At 65.1% G+C, this 19188-nt stretch carries 18 protein-coding genes; 11 read left to right on the forward strand and 7 right to left on the reverse strand.

Going from position 1 to position 19188, the window contains the following annotated elements; genetic code table 11:
- Positions 1-27: 27 nt before the first annotated feature.
- On the reverse strand, positions 28-462 hold the full coding sequence (locus tag SKC41_RS16785; protein WP_330978596.1) for a CHAP domain-containing protein: 435 nt from the start codon (positions 460-462) through the stop codon (positions 28-30).
- Between the two features lie 151 nt (positions 463-613).
- Positions 614-2554, reverse strand: coding sequence for a serine/threonine-protein kinase (locus SKC41_RS16790; RefSeq protein WP_330978597.1), 1941 nt, complete (start codon positions 2552-2554; stop codon positions 614-616).
- Between the two features lie 214 nt (positions 2555-2768).
- Here SKC41_RS16790 and SKC41_RS16795 point away from each other — a divergent pair, with 214 nt between their 5' ends.
- Positions 2769-3131 (forward strand): hypothetical protein, encoded by a 363-nt coding sequence (locus tag SKC41_RS16795; RefSeq protein WP_330978598.1) that lies wholly within the window; start codon positions 2769-2771, stop codon positions 3129-3131.
- A gap of 15 nt (positions 3132-3146) precedes the next feature.
- On the opposite strand, the gene SKC41_RS16800 is transcribed toward SKC41_RS16795, so the two are convergent.
- Both SKC41_RS16800 and SKC41_RS16805 read right to left on the reverse strand, forming a co-directional pair.
- Positions 3147-3542, reverse strand: a complete 396-nt coding sequence (locus SKC41_RS16800; protein WP_330978599.1) for a hypothetical protein — start codon at positions 3540-3542, stop codon at positions 3147-3149.
- 272 nt (positions 3543-3814) lie between these two features.
- Entirely contained in the window at positions 3815-4354 is a 540-nt protein-coding gene (locus tag SKC41_RS16805) for a cysteine hydrolase family protein (RefSeq protein ID WP_330978600.1), read from the reverse strand.
- 58 nt (positions 4355-4412) lie between these two features.
- Here SKC41_RS16805 and SKC41_RS16810 point away from each other — a divergent pair, with 58 nt between their 5' ends.
- On the forward strand, positions 4413-6455 hold the full coding sequence (locus SKC41_RS16810) for an NAD(+) synthase (RefSeq protein WP_330978601.1): 2043 nt from the start codon (positions 4413-4415) through the stop codon (positions 6453-6455).
- A 105-nt stretch (positions 6456-6560) separates the two neighbouring features.
- Here SKC41_RS16810 and SKC41_RS16815 read toward each other — a convergent pair whose 3' ends face one another.
- Positions 6561-6968 (reverse strand): hypothetical protein, encoded by a 408-nt coding sequence (locus SKC41_RS16815; protein WP_330978602.1) that lies wholly within the window; start codon positions 6966-6968, stop codon positions 6561-6563.
- A 206-nt stretch (positions 6969-7174) separates the two neighbouring features.
- On the reverse strand, positions 7175-8050 hold the full coding sequence (locus SKC41_RS16820; RefSeq protein WP_330978603.1) for a PfkB family carbohydrate kinase: 876 nt from the start codon (positions 8048-8050) through the stop codon (positions 7175-7177).
- A gap of 125 nt (positions 8051-8175) precedes the next feature.
- Here SKC41_RS16820 and SKC41_RS16825 point away from each other — a divergent pair, with 125 nt between their 5' ends.
- From SKC41_RS16825 to SKC41_RS16845, 5 genes are read left to right on the forward strand one after another with little or no spacing between them, the layout of a single operon-like run.
- The gene (locus SKC41_RS16825) at positions 8176-10389 is read left to right on the forward strand and encodes an adenylate/guanylate cyclase domain-containing protein (protein ID WP_330978604.1); all 2214 of its coding nucleotides are present in this window, start codon (positions 8176-8178) and stop codon (positions 10387-10389) included.
- Positions 10389-11792, forward strand: a complete 1404-nt coding sequence (locus SKC41_RS16830) for a mechanosensitive ion channel family protein (protein ID WP_330978605.1) — start codon at positions 10389-10391, stop codon at positions 11790-11792. The genes SKC41_RS16825 and SKC41_RS16830 overlap by 1 nt, the downstream gene beginning before the upstream one ends.
- Positions 11793-11849: 57 nt before the next feature.
- Positions 11850-13109, forward strand: a complete 1260-nt coding sequence (locus tag SKC41_RS16835; RefSeq protein ID WP_330978606.1) for a glutamate-5-semialdehyde dehydrogenase — start codon at positions 11850-11852, stop codon at positions 13107-13109.
- A 36-nt stretch (positions 13110-13145) separates the two neighbouring features.
- The gene (locus tag SKC41_RS16840) at positions 13146-14021 is read left to right on the forward strand and encodes an AAA family ATPase (protein ID WP_330978607.1); all 876 of its coding nucleotides are present in this window, start codon (positions 13146-13148) and stop codon (positions 14019-14021) included.
- Between the two features lie 17 nt (positions 14022-14038).
- Complete coding sequence (locus SKC41_RS16845) at positions 14039-15487, forward strand: vWA domain-containing protein (RefSeq protein ID WP_330978608.1); 1449 nt, start codon at positions 14039-14041, stop codon at positions 15485-15487.
- On the opposite strand, the gene SKC41_RS16850 is transcribed toward SKC41_RS16845, so the two are convergent.
- Positions 15488-16537 (reverse strand): class I SAM-dependent methyltransferase, encoded by a 1050-nt coding sequence (locus SKC41_RS16850; protein WP_330978609.1) that lies wholly within the window; start codon positions 16535-16537, stop codon positions 15488-15490.
- Positions 16538-16666: 129 nt separating this feature from the next.
- On the opposite strand from SKC41_RS16850, the gene nadD reads away from it, so the two are divergent.
- The 4 genes from nadD to octT are packed head-to-tail and all read left to right on the forward strand — an operon-like array spanning position 16667 to position 19188.
- Positions 16667-17347, forward strand: coding sequence for a nicotinate-nucleotide adenylyltransferase (nadD, locus tag SKC41_RS16855; protein WP_330978610.1), 681 nt, complete (start codon positions 16667-16669; stop codon positions 17345-17347).
- A complete protein-coding gene (gene rsfS, locus SKC41_RS16860; RefSeq protein ID WP_330978611.1) occupies positions 17344-17733 on the forward strand; it encodes a ribosome silencing factor in 390 nt (129 codons plus the stop codon). Before nadD ends, rsfS begins: the two co-directional genes overlap by 4 nt.
- The gene (gene gpgP / locus SKC41_RS16865; protein ID WP_330978612.1) at positions 17730-18404 is read left to right on the forward strand and encodes a glucosyl-3-phosphoglycerate phosphatase; all 675 of its coding nucleotides are present in this window, start codon (positions 17730-17732) and stop codon (positions 18402-18404) included. The genes rsfS and gpgP overlap by 4 nt, the downstream gene beginning before the upstream one ends.
- Positions 18394-19188 carry a diglucosylglycerate octanoyltransferase gene (gene octT / locus SKC41_RS16870; RefSeq protein WP_330978613.1) on the forward strand — a complete coding sequence of 265 codons (795 nt, stop codon included), beginning with the start codon at positions 18394-18396 and terminating at the stop codon, positions 19186-19188. Before gpgP ends, octT begins: the two co-directional genes overlap by 11 nt.

A 19188-nucleotide genomic window follows, 5' to 3' on the forward strand; every position in this document is an offset into this window, starting at 1 on the left:
GCGGAAAGCGACTCGCTGCGGGGCATTTCAGGGGATGAGGATGTAGCTCATTCCCGGGCCCTGTGCGACGCTGCGCGTGTCGAACTGGTGGAAGCCCGTGGTCCGGAATCCGTTGGCCGCGGTGGCCCCGGCACCCATGTTCGTTTCGGTGATCGTGATGTGGTTGCCGTTGACGGCGTCGACCCAGGCGACGTGTCCGACTCCGCCGACGAGCGCGCTGCTGAAGACCACGATGGAGTGGGGCTGCGCTTCGTCCACGACCGTCCAGCCTGCCGCTTGGGCTTGGTTAGCCCAGTCCTCGGCGTTTCCGGTGAGCGCTCTGATGTAGTAGCCGGTATGGGCGTGTATCTGTTCTTGGGCGCCCCACGTGCAGTACCCCTCGTAGTCGCCGCTAAATGGGTTGTGGTCGATCGTGCGGCCTACGCTTGCTGCCGGATCTCCGTTGGCCGGTGGCGGAGCCATTGACGCTCCCAGCGAAAGTGCGCTACTCACGGCGACTGCGGCCATAATTGCGCTGCGCTTCATACGCGTCCTCTCGCCGGCCCATCAACCCGTTACCTTCCTGTTATCGCGGCGAGATCAGAATTCGTTTCACGACGTCGGCTTCGACCGGTCAGTCGCCGGTGCGTTCGAATTTCACGTTTTCGTCATATGAGCCCGCACAGCTATCGGTGCCGCTTACCTGCTTGTGGCCGTGTCCGGTCAACAGCGCGATCGGGTCTTGCGGTGGCTGCGGTAAGGGAAATTCCCAATGGAAGGTCGTCGTGTCCCTTGTTTCCGATTTTTCGCAGGTCCGCTTGGTGTCAAGGTTGAAAACCCATTGACCGTTCGAAAAGTGGTAGATGTCGTACCCGACCTTGCTGATGCAGCGTTCGCCCGTGCGCAGGCAGTCCGTCGTAACAATGGGTTCCCAGGTGCCCGTTTTGTGAGTGTCGAGCGGCGTCTGCGTCGCGTGGTAGCGGCCGTGGAATGCGGTGGCCGGGGACCCGACAGGTGCAGGTTGGCTGGCCGGGTCCGGCAGCGTGTTGACATCAACGTCGCCGATCCGGGTGAAGGTGACGGTGCGCTCGGTCTCGCACTCAGGGGGCCCCGTGGCACGATACTGGCCGCCGATTGTTCCGTCGGGGCGCTGTTGAAGCGTGATGACCGTCCAGTATTCGGCGGGGAACTGGCAGCCGTCGAAGCCCGACACGCCCGGTGGCGGCGAGGCTACCGGGTATGCGCCGACCGCACGCCATTGGCCGCCAACGTCATCGAAGATAAATGACGACTGCAGAGTGGCTCCCCCCGTGGCCGTCGCCATTGCCACACAGCCCGTGGGGCGGCATGCCGAACGGACCGACCACTGCCCGGTTGACGGCGTCCCTCCGTCATCCGGCTTCCCATGGGTGGCCGAGGGACCGAAGTCGGCGCGATACACGCCCGTGAATGGCCCGGTGTTTGGAGCTGCGACCGGCTTCGGGTTATCGGGTGGCTTGTCGGAGGACCCGACGTTGGTGAACGCCATGACGAGTACGACGACGACCGCCGCGACCGCCGCCACGCCGCCCGCCAGCGCGATCCGCCGGCGTTTCTGGCTTCGTCCATCCGCAGCGGGTGGCGTCGAAGGCGAGGTGGCGTCGGTCTGGGGACCGAACTGGGTGGGCGCCGTCGAAGACGCGTAAGCGGTCGCCGGCAGGTGGGGATCTGGCGCCCGCATGGTGGCCGGCTGCGCGGCCGCGGCCAACGGGTGCCCAATGCGGTCGGTGACCGCGTCGCGAGCGGCGTTGGCCAACTCCACCGTGGTCGCATAACGCTGTTCAGGATCTTTGGCCATGCCGGTGGCGATCACCTCGTCGACCTCTACCGGCACGTCGGGTTGGGTGGTTGAGGGTCGAGGCGGCGGGGTGTGCAGATGTGCGGTAATCAGGTGCGCCGCCGAGCTACCGGGAAAAGGCGGCTGCCCGGTGAGAGATTCATAGAGCACACACGCCAACGAGTAGATGTCGGCGCGGGCGTCTTCGTGCGCGGTGGCGTCCAGACGCTCGGGTGCAATGTATTGGAAGGTGCCAATTGTGTCGCCGGACTTGGTCATTCGTGTTTCTTCGATCGCGCGGGCGATACCGAAGTCGATCAGGTAGGCGAAATCATCGTGGTCCAGCAGGATATTGGAGGGCTTGATGTCGCGGTGCAGCAGCCCAACCCGGTGGGCCGCCTGCAGGGCATTGGCGACCTGCTCGATGATGCGTACCGCGCGTACCGGATCCAACGGCCCGTCGGCCAGGACGCTCTGCAGATCGCGACCCTCGATGAGCCGCATATCGACATAGAGCTGGCCGTCGATTTCGCCGTAGTTATGAATCGGGATGACGTGTGGGTTGTTCAGTCGGGCCGCGGCGTGGGCTTCCCGGCGGAAACGCTGTTGGAACTCCTCATCGTCAGACAAGAACGCGGGCAAGAGTTTGATCGCGACAATGCGGTCGGTGCCGGTGTCGTGAGCGCGCCACACCTCGCCCATGCCGCCGCGACCCAACAACTCCACCAAGCGATATCGCCCGAACGGGGTCCCATCCATTTCAGCCTCCCGGCAGCCACGGTCGAGAACACGATAAGTCGGGCGACGGCCTCGTACCCAGGAAATGCAATTCCCGAACCTCGGTGTTTAAGGCCATTCTCATTCCTGGGTCATAGAAAATCGGGTGCGAGGTCGGCGTCCTAGCGCCTCATCGAAGGCGGAGCGGCCGGATCACCAATTGCGATCCCGTTCGCTACTCAGGAATCATCAAGGCATGTCCGTGGTCCGTGCAGGCCTGGCCGAGGGGTTCTACTTTGGCGAGGACGCGGTGTTGTTGGCCTTGGATGTCGAGGGGTTGAGTGCCTTCCTTGTAGCGCAGATTCACGCACAGGAAGAGGGGTCGTCGCGGCTAGACGTCGACGGAACGATTCACCAGTTCCTCATCGAGGGCACTGCGTCCGACATTGAGTTCTATGATGATGACGGCAGAGCGGTGTGGCACCTCAGCGACGCCAAGGCGCAAGAAATTATCGAGCTGTTGACAGACATGAGTCAGCACCCTGGCAGGGGTCACTATTACGTCGATATGTTCACACCCGCAGGGACACTGGTGATTTCGCTCAACGAGTACACCTAGCGGCGGATTGTGCAGCTACCCCTGCTCGTCAACGTGCTCGGGAACCAGCAGGCTTCCGTCGATGCCGTGGCGATTGATCTTCCGCTGGACGGAGCGCAGTAACGGCGCTGCTGCGTCGTCGCGGAAGTTAGTCGCAAAGTCCAGCCCGGAGCCAACCAGGGTGCTTACCCAGGAAACTTCAGTGAGGAAGACAGCGCGGGCCCAGTTGAGCTTGGACAAAGGCTGATGCTGCCCAATGGCGTTCAGGAGCTGTTCGATAAGGGCGTAAAACGTTGCGCGGTCTGCCAGACCCAAAGCTCGGGTCATTACGGATTTGTACTGAATCGAACCGCCATATTCGTTGATGCCGTGAAACAACAGCCGACGCTCATCCTCAGTTAGCTCGATGTCGATGAGCTCCGTCGCGGTCATAGTCTCAGCCTAACGATGTGTCCGGGGATCAATGGTGATCGTCTTCCCAGGGTTCTTCGGCGGCGTCGCCGAGCACGTGGGGTCCGTGCCAGTGCGGGGGTGGTGCCAAAGTGGGTCCAAAGGGTGCGCCGGGTCCACCGGCAATCATCGGTCCTTCCTTAATTGAGGGCGCTGCCGGCGTGGGGCCGGTGCGCCAAGTTCACGGTGGGGAGTTGGGCTGCTTGCGTTGCTCCCCAATCTATTTGGGTGGACAGCCCGACCCTATTCGACTCTTACCCGAGGCAGTCCGCCGCCGACGTCAGCTCCGCAGACATGTTGCTTTCCATCATCTTGCATGCCGCCGCGCCGAGTTCTTCGTCGATGTGGGCGACGGCATCCGTGGGAATGACGACCTGAAAATGGCGCACATAGGCATCCAGCGCGCTGTAGAGGATGCACTGCTCGGTGACCTGTCCGGTCAGAACCAACCGCTCGGTGCCGAGGCGATTGAGTAGGTACGCCAGTGACGTCGAATAGAACGCGCTGTGGCGGACCTTGGTCAGTAGCCGGCTACCCTTGGCCGGCACGATCGGCTCCACCAGGTCGGGCCGGGCGCCGTGGCACGCGGATTCGACGAGGTCGGTGAACTCGGCGGTGAAGTCGCCGTAGTTGTCGTTGACATAGATCAGGTCTACGTCGTCGGATTCACGCGCGCGACGCACCAAATCGGTCAGCGGATCGATGATCTTGTCGACATTGGGTATCAGTGCGTCAGCGTCGGGATGCTGATAGCTGTTCATCATGTCGACCACCAAGACTGCGGTATCACTCATGCCGAGGTGATACCCGGCGCATGCTTGTTGACACTGATCAGGCGACAATGGAAGGGCGATGGACTTTTACAACAGCTACCGCCACGGATTCGTCCGGGTTGCCGCGTGCACGCACCACACCACGATCGGCGACCCGGCGGCCAACGCGGCCTCGGTGTTGCGTCTGGCAGCCCAGTGTCACGACGAGGGTGTCGCGCTGGCCGTCTTCCCGGAACTGACGCTGTCCGGGTACTCCATCGAGGACATCGTCCTACAGGACCTATTGCTCGACGATGTCGAAACCGCGCTGGCCGACATCGTCGCCGCATCTAGCGACCTGCTGCCGATCTTGGTGGTCGGCGCCCCGCTGCGCTACCGGCAGCGGATCTACAACACCGCCGTCGTCATCCACCGCGGCGTGGTGCTCGGCGTGGCGCCCAAGTCCTACCTGCCCACCTACCGCGAGTTCTACGAGCACCGCCAGATCGCGCCTGGCGACGACGAGCACGGCATCATCCGGATCGGCGACATCGAGGCGGCGTTCGGGCCCGATCTGCTGTTCGCGGCTTCCGACTATCCCGATTTCGTCTTGCACGTCGAAATCTGCGAGGACATGTTCGTGCCGATTCCGCCCAGCGCGGAAGCGGCGCTGGCCGGAGCGACGGTGCTGGCCAACCTGTCCGGCAGCCCGATCACGATCGGGCGGGCCGAGGACCGTCGGCTGCTGGCCCGCTCGGCGTCGTCGCGATGCCTGGCCGCCTACATTTACGCTGCCGCGGGCGAGGGCGAATCGACGACCGACCTGGCCTGGGACGGACAGACGATGATCTTCGAAAACGGTGTGCTGCTGGCCGAATCCGAGCGCTTCCCCAAGGGGGAGCGTCGGTCGGTGGCAGACGTCGACACCGGGCTGCTGCGCTCGGAGCGGCTGCGCATGGGCACTTTCGACGACAACCGGCGCCATCACCGGCCGTTGTCGGACTCGTTCCGGCTCATCGAGTTTCAGCTGGACCCGCCAGCGGGCGACATCGGGCTGAGGCGAACGATCGAGCGTTTCCCATTCGTTCCCGCCGATCCGCAACGGCTGCAACAGGATTGCTACGAGGCCTACAACATCCAGGTCTCGGGCCTCGAACAGCGGCTGCGTGCCCTGAACTATCCCAAGGTCGTCATCGGGATTTCCGGTGGGCTGGATTCGACGCACGCGCTGATCGTCGCGGCGCGGGCGATGGACCGCGAAAACCGGCCGCGCGGCGATATTCTGGCGTTCACCCTGCCGGGGTTTGCGACGGGTGAGCGCACCAAACGCAACGCGATCGAGCTGTGCCGCGCGCTCGGCGTGACTTTCGCCGAGATCGACATCCGCGATACCGCGGCGCTGATGCTCAAGGAAATGGATCATCCGTTCTCCCGGGGCGAGAACGTCTACGACGTCACATTCGAAAACGTCCAGGCCGGATTGCGCACCGACTACCTGTTCCGGCTGGCCAATCAGCGCGGCGGGATCGTGCTGGGCACCGGAGATCTCTCCGAGCTGGGCCTGGGCTGGTCGACCTATGGCGTCGGCGACCAGATGTCGCACTACAACGTCAACGCCGGCGTGCCCAAAACACTGATCCAGCATCTGATCCGCTGGGTCATCTCGTCGGGGGAGTTCGAGTCCGAAGTCGACGCGGTGCTGCAGTCGGTGCTTGACACCGAGATAACTCCCGAACTCATCCCCACTGGCGAGGAAGAAGAACTGCAGAGCAGCGAGGCCAAGATCGGACCCTATGCCCTGCAAGACTTTTCGCTGTTCCACGTGCTGCGCTACGGGTTCCGGCCGTCAAAGATCGCGTTCCTGGCCTGGCACGCCTGGACGGACCCGGAGCGTGGCAACTGGCCGCCCGGATTCCCGGAGGACAAGCGACCGTCCTATCAGCTCAAGGAGATCCGGCACTGGCTGCAGATATTCGTGCAGCGGTTCTACTCATTCAGTCAGTTCAAACGCTCGGCATTGCCCAACGGCCCCAAGGTGTCCCACGGCGGCGCGCTGTCACCGCGCGGAGACTGGCGCGCCCCGTCGGACATGTCCGCGCGCATCTGGCTCGACGAAATCGACCGCGAGGTGCCCGAAGACTAGCTCGCACGGCGAATGCCGCGACCCTGGTCGAATGCCGCGAGCAGTAACGTCACTGCGAAAAATCGTGCGCAAATTCGCAGTGACGCTATGCTCGCGAGCGAGGGCCTAGGTCCTGGCGCGGCGCCAGCCCTGGTATTGCAGCTCCGCGAAGAGCAGCGTGTAGATGCCGGATCCCAGGGTGAGAATCACGCCGGTGGCGGTCAACGGGAAGACATCGGCGAGCACCAGCACGACGGCGGCCACCGTGTAGAGCAGGTTGCCGAACACGACGGCCATGCCGACGCGCCGCACCGACGGCAGTGACGCCAGCCAGAGCACCAACACGCCGTAACTGATCAGGAAGCCGGCCATGCCGTACTCGAACGCCTTGGTGGTGCCGGAGGCCTGGGCCAGGTAGCCGGCCAGCGGGACGCCGGCCAGGCCGACCAGGCCGCTGATGGCGGCGTCGGCGCGCATCGCGAGGCGAAGAAATCCGTCGCGAGTTCCGGTGCGGTCAAGAGTGGTGGCAGACATGAGGTTCCTTTCTGATGCGGTTACCGATGCTGTTGACGTTGCTCGCAAAGCACTGCCAGATCGACGCCAGGCGCTGCCAATTACTGCCAACCGCAGGTCAGCCGGTGTTTGGCGGGCCGCTGGCGCGCCCTATCGAATCAGTCCGACGCCCGGGACGAAGCGGCCGACGCCCGGGACGAGGCGGCCGATGACGGCGACGCCGTTCATCACATGGGCCCGGGCATTGCCACGTCAATGGTGTTGGCGTCCGGCGCGCAGTCACCGGCCCCCGGCACGGTTGTCGACAGCGCGGCCGCGGTACAGGCCCGCTCCAGCGCCGCCAATCGCTCGGCCCGCGCACCCGGACCGGGCGGCCAGCTCGCTGCCAGCACTCCCGCAAACACGTCACCGGCACCGGTGGTGTCCACCGCGTGGACCGTCGGCGCGGGTACCCAGAGCTCGTCGTCGGGGCTGACGTAGCGGGCGCCGCGGGCGCCGAGGGTTGTGACTAAATGATTTGGCCGCCCGGGTAATTCCTCGGTTTCGTTTTCGTTGGCGATTACCACGTCCGCGAGATCCGCCAGTTCGGCGAGCGCGCTTCGCACCTGGTGGCACGGCGACGCGTTGACGATGACGACCGCTCCCGCCGCCTTGGCTTCGCGTGCCGCGGCCACCGCGGTGGCGATCGGAATCTCTAACTGGGTCAACAACACATCGCTGTCGGTGATCACCCGGGTGGCCGCTGCACTCAGGGTGAGTAGTCCGTTGGCGCCCGGCGCCACCACGATGGTGTTCTCGGCGCTGGTGTCGACCACGATGATCGCCGTGCCGCTGGGACCGGGGACGGCCACCGTCGCGTCCAGCCCAACGCCGTTGGCCACCAGATGCGCCCGCAACCCTGCGGCCGCGGCGTCGTCGCCGAGCGCCCCGACGAATTGCACCTGCGCGCCCGCGCGTGCCGCGGCCACGGCCTGGTTGCCGCCTTTGCCACCGGGTGCGTAACTCAGTGACGACGCGAGCACCGTCTCGCCCGGGCGGGGAAGCGCGGTGACGTCGCAGGTGATGTCCATGTTCACGCTGCCGACCACACAGACCCGAGTCATCTGATGAACGGTAGTCGCGTGTTGCGTGCCATTTGACGGCGATCGCAGGCCTCAAACGCCAATTTTGTGATGTCCGCGCGCTAGTGTGCTGCGTGAACAGCGCCTCGTAGGGAAGGGGGAAGCCAGTGACATCGAGTGAGCTGACCGACACCGAATCGGCCACCGAATCCGTCCCGGCCGAAGAGGCAGTGACCCAGGAGGGTGCCTCTCGCACGAGTCGCAGGTTTCGCCGCCGGCGTTTCTGGCGGGTTGGTATCCAGTCCAAGCTGTTGATGACGCTGTTGATCTGCAGCATCTTTTCGGTGGCGGTCGTTGGCCTGATCGGGGCGCTCACCGGCCGCAGCGCGCTACGGCAAGTCGAGGCCGAACGGCTGACCGAGCTGCGCGAATCTCAAAAGCGGCAACTGGAATCGCTGTTCAAGCAGATGACGAACTCCCTCATCGTCTACAGCGGCGGGTTCAGCATTGTTCAGGCCATGGAAGCGTTCTCCGCCGGCTTCAACCAATTGGGCAACGCGACGATCAGCCCCGCGCAGCAGCAGTCGCTCGTCAATTACTACGACAACGAGATGATCAAACCGATCAAACGCATCACCGGCGATACGATCGACATCAACGCCGTGATGCCGAGCACCAACGCGCAGAAGTACCTTCAGGCGAATTACACCGCGCCGCCCAGGACCAGTGCTGACGGGCTGCCGGTGGTGGACGCGGGCGATGGCAGTGCCTGGTCGGCGGCTAACGCGCGATTCGACTTCTACATGCGCGGCATCGTCACTCGTTTCGACTATCGAGACGTGCTGTTGCTCGACAACGGCGGCAATGTCGTCTACTCGGTGGCCAAGGGTCCCGACCTGGGCACCAACATCTTCACCGGCCCCTATCGCGAATCCAATCTGCGCGATGCCTATCAAAAAGCTTTGCGTTCCAACGATATCGACTTCGTCTGGGTCACCGACTTCCAGACGTATCAACCGGCGCTGGATGCTCCCACCGGTTGGGTGGTGTCGCCGATCGGCATGAACGGCAAGATCGACGGCGTAATGGCTTGGCCGCTGCCAACTCCGAAGATCAACCGGATCATGACCGCGGACAAACAATGGGAGGCCGCCGGTATGGGCCCGTCGACCGAATCGTATTTGGTGGGTCCCGACGGCCTGATGCGCTCCGATTCCCGGCTATTCCTCGAGGATCCGGAGGAATATCGAAAGGAGGCCATCGCGGCCGGGACCCCGCCCGACGTGGCCAACAGGGCGATTCAGTTGGGGACGACCATCCTCGTCCAGTCGGCGGAAACGGCGGGCTTTCGGGCCGCCCAACGCGGGCAGACCGGAACCGTCACCGGCACCGACTACACGGGCAATAGCGAGATGGAGGCCTATACCCCGTTCAACGTGCCCAATTCCGATCTGCACTGGTCGATCTTGGTGACGCGCGACGACTCGGATGCTTTCGCACGGCTGGGCAGATTCAGCCAAACACTGGTGGTTGGTGTCGCGTCGATGATCTTCGTCGTATGTGTCGCCTCGATGTTGCTTGCCCAGATCATGCTGCGACCGGTGCGGCGGCTACAGGCCGGTACCCAGAAGATCAGCTCCGGCGACTACGAAGTCAATATCCCGGTCACGTCTCGCGACGAAATCGGTGACCTCACTCAGGCTTTCAATGAGATGAGCCGGAACCTGGCGATCAAGGACGAGCTGCTCAACGAGCAGCGCAAAGAGAACAACCGGCTGCTGCTGGCACTGATGCCCGAGTCGGTGGCGCAACGCTATCGCGAGGGTCAGGAGACCATCGCCGAAAAGCACCAGGACGTGGCCATCATCTTCGCCGATATCGTTGGCCTGGACGAGATTTCGATCGATCTGTCCGGCGACGAGCTGGTGGGCATCGTCGACGACCTCTTCCGCCAGTTCGATGCGGCCGCCGAAGCCCTCGGCGTCGAACGGATTCGCACGTTCCACAACGGTTACCTCGCCAGCTGCGGGGTGGTGACGCCGCGACTGGACAGCATTTACCGAAGCCTTGACTTCGCCCTGGAGATGCGCCAGATCATCGATCGGTTCAACAACCAGTCCTCACACGAGCTGAAGCTGCGGGTCGGCATCAACACCGGCAACGTGATCAGCGGACTGGTGGGACGATCAAGTCTCGTCTACGACATGTGGGGCGGGGCGGTAAGCCTGGCATTCCAAATGCACAGTGGTGCACCGCAACCCGGCATCTACGTCACCTCCAGTGTGTACGAGGCGATGCGGGATGTCCGGCAATTCACGCCGGCCGGCACGATCTTGGTCGGTGGAAAAGATCAGGCGATTTATCGGCTGTCGGAGCGGTAATGAACGCATTCCATTCATCGTGGTTCTACTGGGCCATCGGCGTCGCGATCGGATTCCCGGTCACGCTGATCCTGCTGACCGAGCTGCACCACGCACTGCTTCGCCGAGGCAATCCCCTAGCCCGCCAAGTCAGCCTGCTCCGCAACTTTTTACTGCCGCTGGGCGCGCTGTTGGTGCTGCTGGTCAATGCCGCGCAGATCGCGGCCGGAGATGGCCTGGTACGCATCCTGTCGACGCTCTTCGGCTTCCTGGTCCTGGTCATGTTGCTGTCCGGGCTCAACGCGACGGTGTTCGAGGGCGCACCCCAAGGCAGCTGGCGAAAGCGATTGCCCACGATTTTCCTCGACGTGGCCCGGTTCGCGCTGATCGGTGCCGGCCTGGCCGTCATCTTGTCCGTCATTTGGGGTGTCCGGGTCGGTGGTCTGTTCACCGCATTGGGTGTGACGTCGGTCGTCATCGGTTTGATGCTGCAGAACTCCGTCGGCCAGATCGTGTCCGGCCTGTTCATGTTGTTCGAGCAGCCCTTCCGCATCGACGACTGGCTCGATGCGTCCAACGAGCGCGGACGCGTCGTAGAGGTCAACTGGCGGGCCGTGCACATCCAAACCGGCAGCGGGTTACGGGTCGTGCCGAACTCGATGCTGGCCAGTACCTCGTTCACGAACCTCAGCCGCCCGTCGGGCACCCACAAGCTGTCGATCAAGACGACTTTTGCGGCCGCGGACCCGCCCGATCGGGTCTGCGCGATGCTGACGCGTGTCGCGAGCGAGCTGCCGCAGCTCAAGACCGGCAGCGTGCCCCGGTCGGTTCCCGTCGGCAACGGCGAGTACGCGACCAGTATTGGGCTGAATTCACCCGCTGAGGATGGCGCCGCGCGATCGACCTTTCTGCGCTGGATCTGGTACGCGGCCAGGCGCGAAGAACTGCACCTCGACGACGCCGACGACGACTACTCGACCAGGGAACGGGTCGAAGACGCACTGCGATCCGTGGTGGCGCCGGCGTTGCGGCTCAGCGTTGCCGATCAGCAAGCGCTGCATTCCTCGGCGCGAATCGTCCTGTACGGCGCGGACGAGATTGTCGAGTACGCGGGTCAGGTGCCAGCGGGGATGACATTCGTGATCGCCGGGCGGGTGCAGATGATGGCCACGGCCGAGGACGGGTCGGTTGTGCCGATCAGCACGCTGGAGGCGGGCTCCTTCCTGGGTCTGACCGCGCTCACCCGGCAACCCAACCTCGCCAGCGCGTACGCCCTGGAAGAGGTCACCGCACTGATCATCGATCGCGAACACCTCGAGCATCTCGTGATGCGTGAACCGTTGCTGCTACAGGACTTTGGCAACATCCTCGAAGAGCGGCAGAGTAAGGTGCGCCAAGCCGAACGTGGTGAGCGCGTCGGTTGACCCGATCGCCACCCAGGCCGCCTTACTTGGCCAGCTCAAGCCCGATACCCTGGGTCAATGAGTCTGCAAGCACCATCGCGTCCTGACTTGCGTCAGGAGGTCCACAACGCCGCGCGTCGCGCCCGCGCCGCGTCCCGCGCGCTGGCGTTGTTGCCGACGGTTGCCAAGGACCAGGCGCTGCAGTCCGCCGCCGAGGCGATCATCGCCAACACCCGACAGATCCTGGCGGCAAACGCCGAGGATCTGAAGGTCGCCCGGGCCGCCGGTACGCCGAACGCGATGCTCGACAGGTTGGCGCTGGACGCCAAGCGCGTGGACGGAATCGCCGCCGGTCTGCGCCAGGTCGCGGGGCTGCCCGACCCGGTCGGCGAGGTGCTGCGCGGCTACACGTTGCCCAATGGGCTGCAACTGCGTCAGCAGCGGGTTCCGCTCGGCGTGATCGGCATGATCTACGAGGGCCGGCCCAACGTCACCGTCGACGCCTTCGGGCTGGCGCTCAAGTCCGGCAATGCCGTGCTGCTGCGCGGCAGTTCGTCGGCGGCGCGATGCAACCAGGCGCTGGTCGAGGCGTTGCGGGCGTCACTGGTCAGCGAGGACTTGCCGGCCGATGCGGTCCAGTTGCTCTCGGCCGACGACCGGTCCACGGTCACGCACCTGATCCAGGCGCGCGGCCTGGTCGACGTGGTGATCCCGCGCGGGGGAGCGAGCCTGATCGACGCGGTGGTCCGCGACGCCCAGGTGCCCACCATCGAGACCGGTGTCGGCAACTGTCACGTCTACGTGGACGGGGGCGCCGATCTGAATGTGGCAGAACGGGTTCTGCTGAACTCCAAAACCCGCCGACCCAGCGTCTGCAACGCCGCCGAGACCCTATTGGTGGACGCCGCGATCGCCGGAACCGCGGTGCCCCGGCTGGTGGGCGCCCTGCAAGACGCCGGCGTGACGGTGCACGGTGGTCTTTTTGAAGACCCGGACGAGGACGACCTGCGTCGCGAGTACCTGTCGATGGACATCGCGGTAGCGGTGGTCGACGGCGTCGACGCCGCGATCGCCCACATCAACGAATACGGCACCGGGCACACCGAGGCCATCGTGACCACCAATATGGCTGCGGCCCAGCGATTTTCCGACGGCGTCGACGCGGCCGCCGTGATGGTCAACGCATCGACGTCGTTCACCGACGGCGAGCAATTCGGCTTCGGTGCCGAGATCGGCATCTCGACGCAGAAGCTGCACGCCCGCGGTCCGATGGGCTTGCCCGAACTGACCTCGACAAAATGGATTGCATGGGGTGACGGCCAGATTCGTCCGGTCTGACCCGTCTGCCAAAAGTGTTTTAGGAGAACTGAGATTGTGAGCGTGCCCGCCCGGTCCACCCCGCTGTTCGCGGACATCAGCGACGTCTCGCGACGGTTGGCCGAGACTGGTTATCTGCCCGACACGGCCACCGCGACCGCGGTGTTTCTCGCCGACCGGCTGGGCAAGCCGCTGCTGGTCGAGGGTCCCGCCGGCGTGGGCAAGACAGAGCTGGCGCGCGCCATCGCGCAAGCCACCGGCTCGGGCCTGGTTCGGCTGCAGTGCTACGAGGGCGTCGACGAGGCTCGCGCCCTGTACGAGTGGAACCACGCTAAGCAGATCCTGCGCATCCAGGCCGGCTCGGGCGATTGGGACCAGACCAAAGATGACGTGTTCAGCGAGGAGTTCTTGCTGCAGCGCCCCCTGCTGACCGCGATCCGGCGCACCGAACCGACGGTGCTGCTGATCGACGAAACCGACAAGGCTGACATCGAAATCGAGGGCCTGCTGCTCGAGGTGCTCTCGGATTTCGCGGTGACCGTGCCGGAACTGGGCACGATCACCGCCGAGCGGACGCCGTTGGTGGTGCTGACCTCCAACGCCACCCGCGAGCTGTCCGAGGCGCTCAAGCGTCGCTGCCTGTTCCTGCACATCGACTTCCCCCCGCCCGACCTGGAACGGCGCATCCTGTTGTCCCGGGTTCCGGAGTTGCCCGCGCATCTCGCCGAGGAGTTGGTGCGCATCATCGGCGTGCTGCGCGCCATGCAGCTGAAGAAGGTGCCGTCCATCGCCGAGACCATCGACTGGGGCCGCACGCTGCTGGCGCTGGGCCTGGACACCATTGACGACGCGGTCGTTGCCCAGACGCTCGGCGTGGTCCTCAAACACCAATCCGACCAGCAACGCGCGGCCGGGGAACTGAGGCTCAACTAAATGATGAGGCTCAACTGATGCCGCCGCGCCGCATCCGCCCCAAACGGCCACTCGCCCCGCACGGGTTGCCGGGCCACTTGGTGGGCTTCGTGGAAGCGCTTCGCGGAAGCGGGATTTCGGTGGGTCCGTCGGAGACGGTAGACGCCGGCCGGGTGATGGCCACGCTCGGCCTGAGCAATCGCGACGTGCTCCGGGAAGGCATCGCGTGTGCGGTGCTGCGCCAGCCCGATCACCGCGACACCTACGACGCGATGTTCGACCTGTGGTTCCCCGCCGCGATGGGGGCGCGGGCGGTGGTCGTCGAAGACGAGGGTGGGGACGGTCAAGACAACGACGCCCTGCCCGCCGACGACGTCGACGCGATGCGGCAGATGCTGCTCGATCTGCTGACCCAGAACGAAGATCTGGCCGACATGGACGAACGACTCGTCGCGATGATCGCGCGAATCGTGGAGGCCTACGGCAAATACAGTTCCAGCCGCGGCCCGTCGTTCTCGTCGTATCAGGCGCTCAAGGCGATGGCGCTGGACGAACTGGAGGGCAAGCTGCTCGCCGGGCTGCTCGCCCCATACGGCGACGAACCGAGTCCCACCCAAGAACAGATCGCCAAAGCGCTTGCCGCGCAGCGGATCACCCAGCTGCGCAAGCTGGTTGACGCCGAGACCAAGCGGCGCACCGCCGAGCAGCTCGGCCGTGATCACGTCCAGATGTACGGCATCCCTCAGCTTGCCGAGAACGTCGAGTTCCTACGGGCCTCGGGCGACCAGGTGCGCCAGATGCAGCGAGTCGTGGCACCACTGGCCCGTACCCTCGCGACCCGACTGGCGGCCCGGCGGCGCCGCAGCCGCGCCGGGACAATCGACCTGCGCAAGACGCTGCGCAAATCGATGTCCACCGGCGGCGTGCCGATCGACGTGGTGCTGGCCAAACCCCGTCCGGCCCGTCCGGAGTTGGTCGTGCTGTGCGATGTGTCCGGCTCGGTGGCCGGGTTCAGTCACTTCACCCTGCTGCTGGTTCATGCGCTGCGCCAACAGTTCTCGCGGGTTCGGGTGTTCGCCTTCATCGACACCACCGACGAGGTGACCCACATGTTCGGGCCGGAATGCGACCTGGCCGTGGCGATCCAGCGGATCACCCGCGAAGCCGGCGTCTACAGCCGCGATGGGCACTCCGACTACGGCAATGCGTTCGTCTCGTTCCTCCAGGCCAATCCGAATGTGCTGTCGCCGCGCAGCTCGCTGCTGGTGCTCGGCGACGGGCGCACCAACTACCGTGACCCGGCCATCGACGTGCTGTCCGACATGGTCAACGCCGCCCGGCACGCGCACTGGCTCAACCCCGAGCCCAGACACCTCTGGGGCAGCGGAGATTCGGCGGTGCCACGCTACGAAGAAGTGATCACCATGCACGAATGCCGGTCCGCCAAGCAGCTCGCCACGGTGATCGACCAACTGTTGCCGGTCTGATCACGTCGTCTTCCGGTAGACGAGCCAGCGCATCTCGATCGGGCTCATCTCCCGAACGATCGGAAAAGCGTTGATGCCGCGGATCCAATCCGGGTACCACCGCGTCGGCGGCCACGCGCCGTCCGGCAAGTGCGCCTTCTCGTAGTCGTATACCGCGTCGTCGGCGACCAGCGCCAACGGCAATCCTGTTGCGGCAGAGTCGATCTCGCCGCGCGTGAAGACGCCGGTGTGAAAATGCTGTCCGAACTCGCGGGTGGCTTGGTCAAGCTCGTGCTCATCGGTCGCCAGAAATGTACTGAACACCAGGTGCGCACCCGAGGCCAGGCACTGGCCGGCGATCTCGAAAAGACCACGCAGCTGGCGCGTCGACACGAAATCGGACACCACTTCGGAAAGCAGAATCAGCCGATAGTCGTCTCGAAGCTCATCAATCTTCGAGAAGACGTCGCCGACGATGACGCGTACGTCGACGTATTGAGCTGCGGCCTCGGAGCGAATGACATCGGCGAACTCCTCGGTCAACTCCACGACATCGACCGGGTGTCCGCGTCGCGCCAGAGCCAGGGCATTGCGGCCAATTCCCGCCCCGATATCGAGGATGGGGTGCGTGGTGGGATCGGCGGCGTCGCGGGCCAATGTCCACACCCGGGCGTCCGGCTGCTTGCCGAACAGCGACGGCCCGGGCCGGGTCAGCCATCGGGCGTAGTAGCGCTGCAGCGTCTGTGGGTGGGCGGTGATCTGAGACTGCACCGGGCGGCCCCGGAAAGCGGCGAACACGACCCGGACGATCGAGCGGGTCGACGCAGCATGGGCCTCGGTCAACCGTCGCGTGAGCCGTCGCCTGATGCGCGCACGTTCCTCGTCGGCCAGCTCTCTTCCGAGCGCCGCACAGAGCCGCACGCACACCGTCAGGTATTCGTCGATCAGGCCCGGAACCGCCGGCAGGTCGACCGTCGCGGCGATGTCGCCGATTGTCGCGGCGTCGAGCAGTTGCGCGACGATCGACTCCCTGAGCGGCGCTGGCAGCTGTTCGGCCGGCGAACTGTCCACAGGGTTCTTCTACACGACCGGGCTGGGACCCGGCGGGCGCGGCGGTCCTCCGATGCGGAGACTGATGTGGCGTATGTGACGACAGCGCGGCGACTGCCCGGCTCGAGCGGCCCGGTAAGCTGGCAAATCGTGCAAAAGCGCCGTCGCAGGCTGGGAGTGATGGGTGGGACATTCGACCCCATCCATTACGGGCACCTGGTTGCCGCCAGTGAGGTGGCCGACCTGTTCGACCTCGACGAAGTGGTGTTCGTGCCCAGCGGTCAGCCGTGGCAGAAGACCCGCAATGTCTCCGCCGCCGAGGACCGGTATCTGATGACGGTGATCGCCACCGCCTCCAATCCCCGGTTCTCGGTCAGCCGGGTCGACATCGACCGCGCCGGCCCCACCTACACCAAGGACACCCTGCAGGACCTGCACGCCCTCAACCCGGACTCCGAGCTGTTCTTCATTACCGGAGCCGACGCCTTGTCATCCATCCTGTCCTGGCAGGGCTGGGAAGTGGTGTTCCAATTGGCGCGGTTCATCGGTGTCAGCCGGCCCGGCTACGAGCTGCGCCACGAGCACATCACCGAAGTACTCGGCGAACTGGCCAAGGATGCGCTGACCCTGGTCGAGGTTCCGGCACTGGCGATCTCGTCGACCGACTGCCGCCAGCGAGCCGCCCAGCGCCGTCCGCTGTGGTACCTGATGCCCGACGGCGTCGTGCAATACGTCTCCAAACGCCGGCTCTACCGCGCCCCCGTCGAGGGAGAGGCCAAAGCGACGCTCGGCCCAACGCCGTCCAGCCTTTCGGCGGGGAACAACCCATGAGCGCCACGCAGGAAGCCGTTGACATGGCGACGATCGCGGCGAACGCCGCGGCCGCCAAGCTCGCCAACGACGTTGTGGTGATCGACGTCTCGGGGCAACTGGTCATCACCGACTGCTTCGTCATCGCTTCGGCGTCCAACGAGCGGCAGGTCAACGCGATCGTCGACGAGGTCGAGGAGAAAATGCAGAAGGCCGGCTACAAGCCCGCCCGCCGCGAGGGTGCTCGGGAGGGACGCTGGACGCTGCTGGATTACCGCGACATCGTCGTGCACATTCAGCACCAGGACGATCGCAATTTCTATGCCCTGGACCGCTTGTGGGGTGACTGCCCGGTTATTCCGGTGGATTTGTCGGGCGGTTCGCAAGATTCGGCGAGCGCGCAATGAGTATCCGTCGCCTGTTGATGTTGCGGCATGGGCAGACGGACTTCAATGCCGGCAGCCGGATGCAGGGGCAGTTGGACTCCGCGCTCACCGAGCTGGGCCGGGCGCAGGCGAGCGCAGCGGCGGAGGTGCTGGGCAAGTTGCAGCCGCTGCTGATCGTGTCGTCGGATCTGCATCGCGCCTACGACACCGCGGTCATGCTGGGGGAGCGGACCGGCTTGCCGGTTCGGGTGGACGAGCGGCTGCGCGAGACGCATCTGGGCGACTGGCAGGGCTTGACCCACACCGAGGTTGACGCGCAGGCCCCGGGCGCCCGGCTCGCCTGGCGTGACGACGCCACCTGGGCACCGCACGGCGGGGAAAGCAGGGTCGACGTCGCCGGGCGCAGCGTGCCGCTGGTCGCCGAGCTGGTGGCCGGCGAACCGGAATGGGGAGACGCGGACGAACCGGGGCGGCCGGTGGTGCTGGTGGCCCACGGCGGTCTGATCGCCGCGTTATCGGCTGCGCTGCTGAAGCTTCCGGTCGCCAACTGGCCGATCCTGGGCGGGATGGGCAATGCTAGCTGGGTGCAGCTCTCCGGCCACTCCCACGACTCCGGCGGCGACTTTGACAGCATCCGCTGGCGCCTCGACGTGTGGAACGCTTCGGCGCAGGTCTCCAACGATGTCCTCTGACATACGGCCGACGCTGCTGGTCTTCGCCGACTCGCTGTCCTACTACGGCCCCACCGGGGGACTGCCTGCCGACGATCCCCGCATCTGGCCCAATATCGTTGCCTCGCAACTGGGTTGGGAACTGGAGTTGATCGGCCGCATCGGCTGGACCTGCCGTGACGTGTGGTGGGCCGCCACGCAGGACCCGCGGTCGTGGGCGGCGCTGCCCAGGGCGGGCGCGGTGATCTTCGCGACCTGCGGGATGGATTCGCTGCCGTCGGTGCTGCCTACGGCGTTGCGCGAGCTGATCCGCTACGTCCGCCCGCCGTGGCTGCGGCGCTGGGTCCGCGACGGCTACGGCTGGGTGCAGCCCAGGCTGTCGCCGGTGGCTCGGCCCGCGTTGCCACCGCATTTGACCGCTGACTATCTCGAACAGACCAGGGCCGCGATCGATTTCAACCGGCCGGGTATCCCGTTCGTCGCATCGCTGCCGTCGGTGCACATTGCCGAGACCTACGGAAAAGCCCACCATAGCCGCGCCGGCACCGTGGCGGCGATCACGGAATGGGCGCAACAGCACGACATTCCGCTGGTCGATCTCAAAGCCGCCGTGGCCGAACAGGTGATGAGTGGACGCGGCAATCCCGACGGTATTCACTGGAATTTCGAAGCCCACCAGGCCGTCGCGGAACTGATGATCAAGGCGCTCGCCGAGGCCGGCGTGGCAACGATGCAGGACGCGCAGCGCGATGAGGAGGCGCCGCGCAATCAGGACGGCGTACCCAACGAGAAGTCGCGCGGTTAA

Source organism: Mycobacterium sp. 050128, assembly GCF_036409155.1.
In the GTDB taxonomy this organism is placed as follows: domain Bacteria; phylum Actinomycetota; class Actinomycetes; order Mycobacteriales; family Mycobacteriaceae; genus Mycobacterium.

Excerpts from the sequence above, each read along its gene's own strand:
- SKC41_RS16810 (WP_330978601.1), top strand. The coding sequence starts at position 4,413 with ATGGACTTTTACAACAGCTACCGCCACGGATTCGTCCGGGTTGCCGCG.
- SKC41_RS16800 (WP_330978599.1), bottom strand. The coding sequence starts at position 3,542 with ATGACCGCGACGGAGCTCATCGACATCGAGCTAACTGAGGATGAGCGT.
- SKC41_RS16815 (WP_330978602.1), bottom strand. The coding sequence starts at position 6,968 with ATGTCTGCCACCACTCTTGACCGCACCGGAACTCGCGACGGATTTCTT.
- SKC41_RS16795 (WP_330978598.1), top strand. The coding sequence starts at position 2,769 with ATGTCCGTGGTCCGTGCAGGCCTGGCCGAGGGGTTCTACTTTGGCGAG.
- gpgP (WP_330978612.1), top strand. The coding sequence starts at position 17,730 with ATGAGTATCCGTCGCCTGTTGATGTTGCGGCATGGGCAGACGGACTTC.
- SKC41_RS16835 (WP_330978606.1), top strand. The coding sequence starts at position 11,850 with ATGAGTCTGCAAGCACCATCGCGTCCTGACTTGCGTCAGGAGGTCCAC.
- SKC41_RS16785 (WP_330978596.1), bottom strand. The coding sequence starts at position 462 with ATGGCTCCGCCACCGGCCAACGGAGATCCGGCAGCAAGCGTAGGCCGC.
- SKC41_RS16845 (WP_330978608.1), top strand. The coding sequence starts at position 14,039 with ATGCCGCCGCGCCGCATCCGCCCCAAACGGCCACTCGCCCCGCACGGG.
- SKC41_RS16805 (WP_330978600.1), bottom strand. The coding sequence starts at position 4,354 with ATGAGTGATACCGCAGTCTTGGTGGTCGACATGATGAACAGCTATCAG.
- SKC41_RS16830 (WP_330978605.1), top strand. The coding sequence starts at position 10,389 with ATGAACGCATTCCATTCATCGTGGTTCTACTGGGCCATCGGCGTCGCG.
- rsfS (WP_330978611.1), top strand. The coding sequence starts at position 17,344 with ATGAGCGCCACGCAGGAAGCCGTTGACATGGCGACGATCGCGGCGAAC.
- octT (WP_330978613.1), top strand. The coding sequence starts at position 18,394 with ATGTCCTCTGACATACGGCCGACGCTGCTGGTCTTCGCCGACTCGCTG.
- SKC41_RS16790 (WP_330978597.1), bottom strand. The coding sequence starts at position 2,554 with ATGGATGGGACCCCGTTCGGGCGATATCGCTTGGTGGAGTTGTTGGGT.
- SKC41_RS16820 (WP_330978603.1), bottom strand. The coding sequence starts at position 8,050 with ATGACTCGGGTCTGTGTGGTCGGCAGCGTGAACATGGACATCACCTGC.